Source organism: Chitinivibrionales bacterium (assembly GCA_014728215.1).
In the GTDB taxonomy this organism is placed as follows: Bacteria; Fibrobacterota; Chitinivibrionia; order Chitinivibrionales; family WJKA01; genus WJKA01.
In genome coordinates this window covers 1-4,096 of record WJLZ01000081.1, presented here as the reverse complement: position 1 = coordinate 4,096, position 4,096 = coordinate 1, and the positions used below count along the sequence as shown (strand labels likewise).

Below are 4,096 nucleotides of genomic sequence, written 5' to 3'. Positions count from 1 at the left end.
AATCAATAAAATTAAAACTTCCTCTGATGAAACTGCCAAGATTATTAAAACTATCGATGAAATTGCCATGCAGACCAATCTTCTGGCGCTCAATGCCGCGGTTGAGGCTGCCCGGGCCGGTGAAGCCGGACGGGGATTTGCCGTGGTTGCCGAAGAAGTACGGAACCTTGCGCAGCGATCGGCAGAGGCGGCTAAAAACACGGCCGATCTTATCGAAGGCTCACAGAAAAATGCCGATAATGGCGTCGCAGCTTCTGAAGATGTCGGTAGATCGCTGGAGCAGATAGGTGGACGGGTGCAGAAGGTCGCACAGCTTATTTCCGAAGTTTCCGCCGCCAGCGAAGAGCAGTCGCAGGGTATCGATCAGGTCAACACCGCGGTTGCCCAGATGGACCAGGTGACTCAGACCAATGCGGCCAATTCCGAGGAATCGGCATCGGCCAGTGAAGAACTCTCCGGTCAGGCGCAAAATCTCAATGTCATGGTCGCAGAGCTTATCGCGATTGTCGGAGGTTCATCATCGAATACAATGGGAAATGCAGCATCAATTCATTCTGCAGGCTCCTCAAGAGGAAATGCCAACAAATCACAGGGAAATGGAAAAAACGGTGCATCCCGGTCCTTTCAACATCATCACCCAAAAGGTAATGCCTCCTTTAGCTTCGAACAGAGTGGTAACGACATAAACGGTAATGGTCGTAAAACGCTTGTCGCCGCGGGCGGTAAAGAGACCAACCCCGAGGATGTTATTCCCCTTGAAGACGATAAAGATTTAAAGGATTTTTAAGTCTTTTATGTTATAATAACGGTAGGGCCCAAAGCGGGTCTTGCCGTTATTGATTGGTATAAACCTGTTTTTTCCAACTGCCGAAAAAGGAGGTATTCTATGGCAAATGTCTGTGCATGGTGTCACAATCCTTTATTGCAAACTAAGAAAAATGACGACGAATCCGTATCTCACGGGATGTGCAAAGATTGTTTTTCGTGGATCAAAAGGAACGACACCGGACGAGCGCTGGGGGAGTTTATCGATGACCTTCCTGTTCCGGTCATAATGGTGAACAGTGATTGTACAGTCGATGGTGCAAATGCCTGCGCGCAGGCGCTGACAGGTAAGAGTTACGAGTCTATACATAGTAAAAGGGCCGGTGAGGTTATGGAGTGCCGGAACGCACGGCTTCCCGGTGGATGTGGTAATACAATCCACTGTCGGGCCTGTACAATTCGAAATACCGTGATGGGGAGCTGGCAGGATGGTGAAGCGCGGGAAATGGTTCCCGCCTATCTCGATACAATCACCTGCGGAGGTGAAAAACGTATACGATATCTTATCTCGACGGTCCGGCTCGGCGACAAAGTTCTCCTCAGAATCGATGACGCCGGAGACGCCTGAGATTCGTAATGTAATGTGACCTGCCGACCCCAGGTGTTCTCAAGGGCGTCGGTGATATGCCCATACACCGTGCTTTTATCGCCGTTTTCGCTGGACATATCCATATACCGTACCGAGGTATAGAGAATCCTGGTAGAAGTAAGTTTTGGGTGATGATCGGCCGTGCTCGATATGGTATAAGCGGCGGTGCGCATTGCCGCGGCGGTATCCAGTGGAACCTGCAGGGCAGAATCGTCGTCGCGCGATTCATGATACCAGCACCATACGCTCGCTGGGCAGCAGAGAAGGAGCTGTTGTGCCCGGCTTTCGATCACTGGTCGCTCAGGCAAAGGTGACGCCGGTGACAATGCGGAAAGCGGGCAACTTTCTACGGGAGAAGGGGATCAACGAAAGGGGGGAGGGTAAGCAATTGAATTTTAAGTGATCCTGTTGTTGTGATAAAACTGGAAGAGCAATTCGAATCGATCGAGCACATAGACCTCTGGACTGGTGGACTGGCCGAAGCCACGGTTCCCGGACCTCTGTGCGGACCGGCATAAAGGATAATTTCCCCGGTCTCGACAAAAAATGATAAAACAAAAGCTTTCACTGGAACCATGAATGAAATATTTTATTATATTGTTATATTATATTGAGAGGTATTCTCTCTTCATTTTTTGGTTTCAGCACCAAATATATCGTATTATTAACATAGTACTGTTGGATTGATACAAACAGTATCCTGGATAAGGGAATGTATTATGCGCAAGGCACGACGAGAGTTTTTGCAAACGGTTGCCGGTGGAGCGATGGTTGCGGCAGTTCCCGGCGCAGGGGCGGGGCAATCCCGCAGCGCCGTTTTTACGGCAAAGGGGAGCGCCGACAAGGCGATTCCCGCATTGGTTGAAAAGCTCGGGGGTATCGAAAAATTTGTCAAGCCGAAATCGCGGGTACTGATCAAGCCCAACATGAGTTTTTCCAACCCCCCCTCATGGGGCACCGGCACATCGCCCCTCGCGCTCAAAACGCTGGTTTCTCTTTGTCTGGAGGCCGGTGCGCGACGAGTGGTGATCGCCGATCATACAATCCGGGAAGCCGCGCTTTGCCGGGAGAAAACCGGCTTTGATAAAGTCGTAGACCCGTTAAAAGGCGCGGTTCTCTTTACGCCCGACAAACAGGACCAGTTTGTTGAGAAGAAAAACGATGACGCGAAGATGTTAACACGGGTGGAACTGCTCAAGGAACTCGACCGGGCCGATACCCTGATCTGTCTTCCCACGGCAAAATCTCACAGCGCCGCCGGGGTTTCGCTGGGAATAAAAGGGCTGATGGGGCTGGTCTGGGACCGTAGCGCCCTGCATGCCGAAATGGATTTACACCAGGCGATAGCCGAACTGCTCTATTATATTAAACCGTCGCTTACTATTGTCGATGCCTCCCGCGCCCTGCTCGACAACGGACCGGCCGGTCCGGGCAAAGTAGTCAATCTCGAAACTTTTGTTGGAGGAATCGATCCGGTAGCGGTCGACAGCATCGCGGTCACCAAAGCCCAATGGTACGGTATGAACCTTACCGGTGAAAAGGTGAAACATCTCAAAATCGCTTCCCGGCTCGGGTTCGGCAATGTTGCGACGGACAGGATCGATGAGATCGTTGTTTAAGCAAAAGTTATCCCATTAATAAAACTCATCCCCTCATTCCGCCGGGCGGGATCAGGATGAGACAAAGATGTTATAATCCGGTAGGGCGCCCTCAGATGGCAAAGAGAAACACTCTTCTACTCCTTTTCTTTTTGTTCACCGGATCAAAGTCGGTGATCGCTTCCTCAGAGGTTGTCGGCTGCCGTGTATTTTCTCATGAAAACACCGCCTATTTCGTAACTTCAGAAAGAATTATCGAATATTCGTCCGACGCCCGTAATGCCCGACAGCTTGTGCCCGATATCATGCATCCCGGTGATTCAATCGAAGATATCGTTCTTTTTGAAGATTACCTCTTCATTGTCACGGAATCGGGTATCCACTCGTTTTCTAGTGCTGCAAAATCATTCGAGAAAATTGAATTCGTCGGCAGCAAACCGTCGAAGGGCCGTCTTGCCGTCGATTACGATTATCTCTGGCTTTCGGCCGGTCGCAAGCTGTGGCGGTACGATCGGCTGGGACGGGAATGGTTCTCTTTTGTTATTCCCGATACCCTCGACACGATTATCGGCGCTCATTCGGATGAAGATTATGTTTATCTGGCGAGCACGGAGGGGATTGGAAGATTTTCGATCATCGATGAGAAATGGCGATTCTTCCCCCTTCCTGCAAAAGTTTCCGGGCAGTCGACATGGAGGGTATCGGGCGGCACTCTGTTCTTGATCGACGCTCATACCATTCGGCTCTTTTCGCCTGCACAGGAATCGTGGGAAACGGTTCTCACCTCCCTGCCCATCAACGATTTGTTTATTGCCGACGATTTTCTTTACTTGTCGACAAAAAAGAATGTTTACCGGTACGATATCACAACATCGGTGCTGCGACCCGCCGACGCCGAAATATTTTCCGGTATAAACGCTTTTACGGTCTGCAACGATACGCTGCTTATCCCGCAGCAGAATTCACTTGTCAAATATGATTTTGCATCCCGACGAACCTCTTTTCTTTCTCTCCCGCGGGATTTTCCGGCCACCAATGAAATTATACGTATGGCCCCTATAGGCAACCAGGTCGTTTTTGTTTT

6 protein-coding genes are annotated in these 4,096 nt (G+C 50.3%); all 6 read left to right on the top strand.

The features are described from left to right. On the top strand, window positions 1–787 hold a 787-nt coding region (locus GF401_05945), incomplete at its 5' end, for a chemotaxis protein (protein MBD3344585.1). Window positions 788–886: 99 nt separating this feature from the next. Continuing rightward, on the top strand, window positions 887–1,393 hold the full coding sequence (locus tag GF401_05940; protein MBD3344584.1) for a hypothetical protein: 507 nt from the start codon (window positions 887–889) through the stop codon (window positions 1,391–1,393). Between the two features lie 211 nt (window positions 1,394–1,604). Continuing rightward, window positions 1,605–1,817, top strand: a complete 213-nt coding sequence (locus GF401_05935) for a hypothetical protein (GenBank protein ID MBD3344583.1) — start codon at window positions 1,605–1,607, stop codon at window positions 1,815–1,817. Next, entirely contained in the window at window positions 1,807–1,932 is a 126-nt protein-coding gene (locus tag GF401_05930; GenBank protein MBD3344582.1) for a hypothetical protein, read from the top strand. The genes GF401_05935 and GF401_05930 overlap by 11 nt, the downstream gene beginning before the upstream one ends. Window positions 1,933–2,133: 201 nt before the next feature. Continuing rightward, window positions 2,134–3,033, top strand: coding sequence for a DUF362 domain-containing protein (locus tag GF401_05925; protein MBD3344581.1), 900 nt, complete (start codon window positions 2,134–2,136; stop codon window positions 3,031–3,033). Between the two features lie 95 nt (window positions 3,034–3,128). Next, window positions 3,129–4,096: hypothetical protein (locus GF401_05920; protein ID MBD3344580.1), on the top strand; the 968-nt coding region annotated here is incomplete at its 3' end.

What these genes read in the sequence shown, in the direction of transcription:
- GF401_05940 (MBD3344584.1), top strand. Translation starts at nt 887, where the DNA reads ATGGCAAATGTCTGTGCATGGTGTCACAATCCTTTATTGCAAACTAAG.
- GF401_05925 (MBD3344581.1), top strand. Translation starts at nt 2,134, where the DNA reads ATGCGCAAGGCACGACGAGAGTTTTTGCAAACGGTTGCCGGTGGAGCG.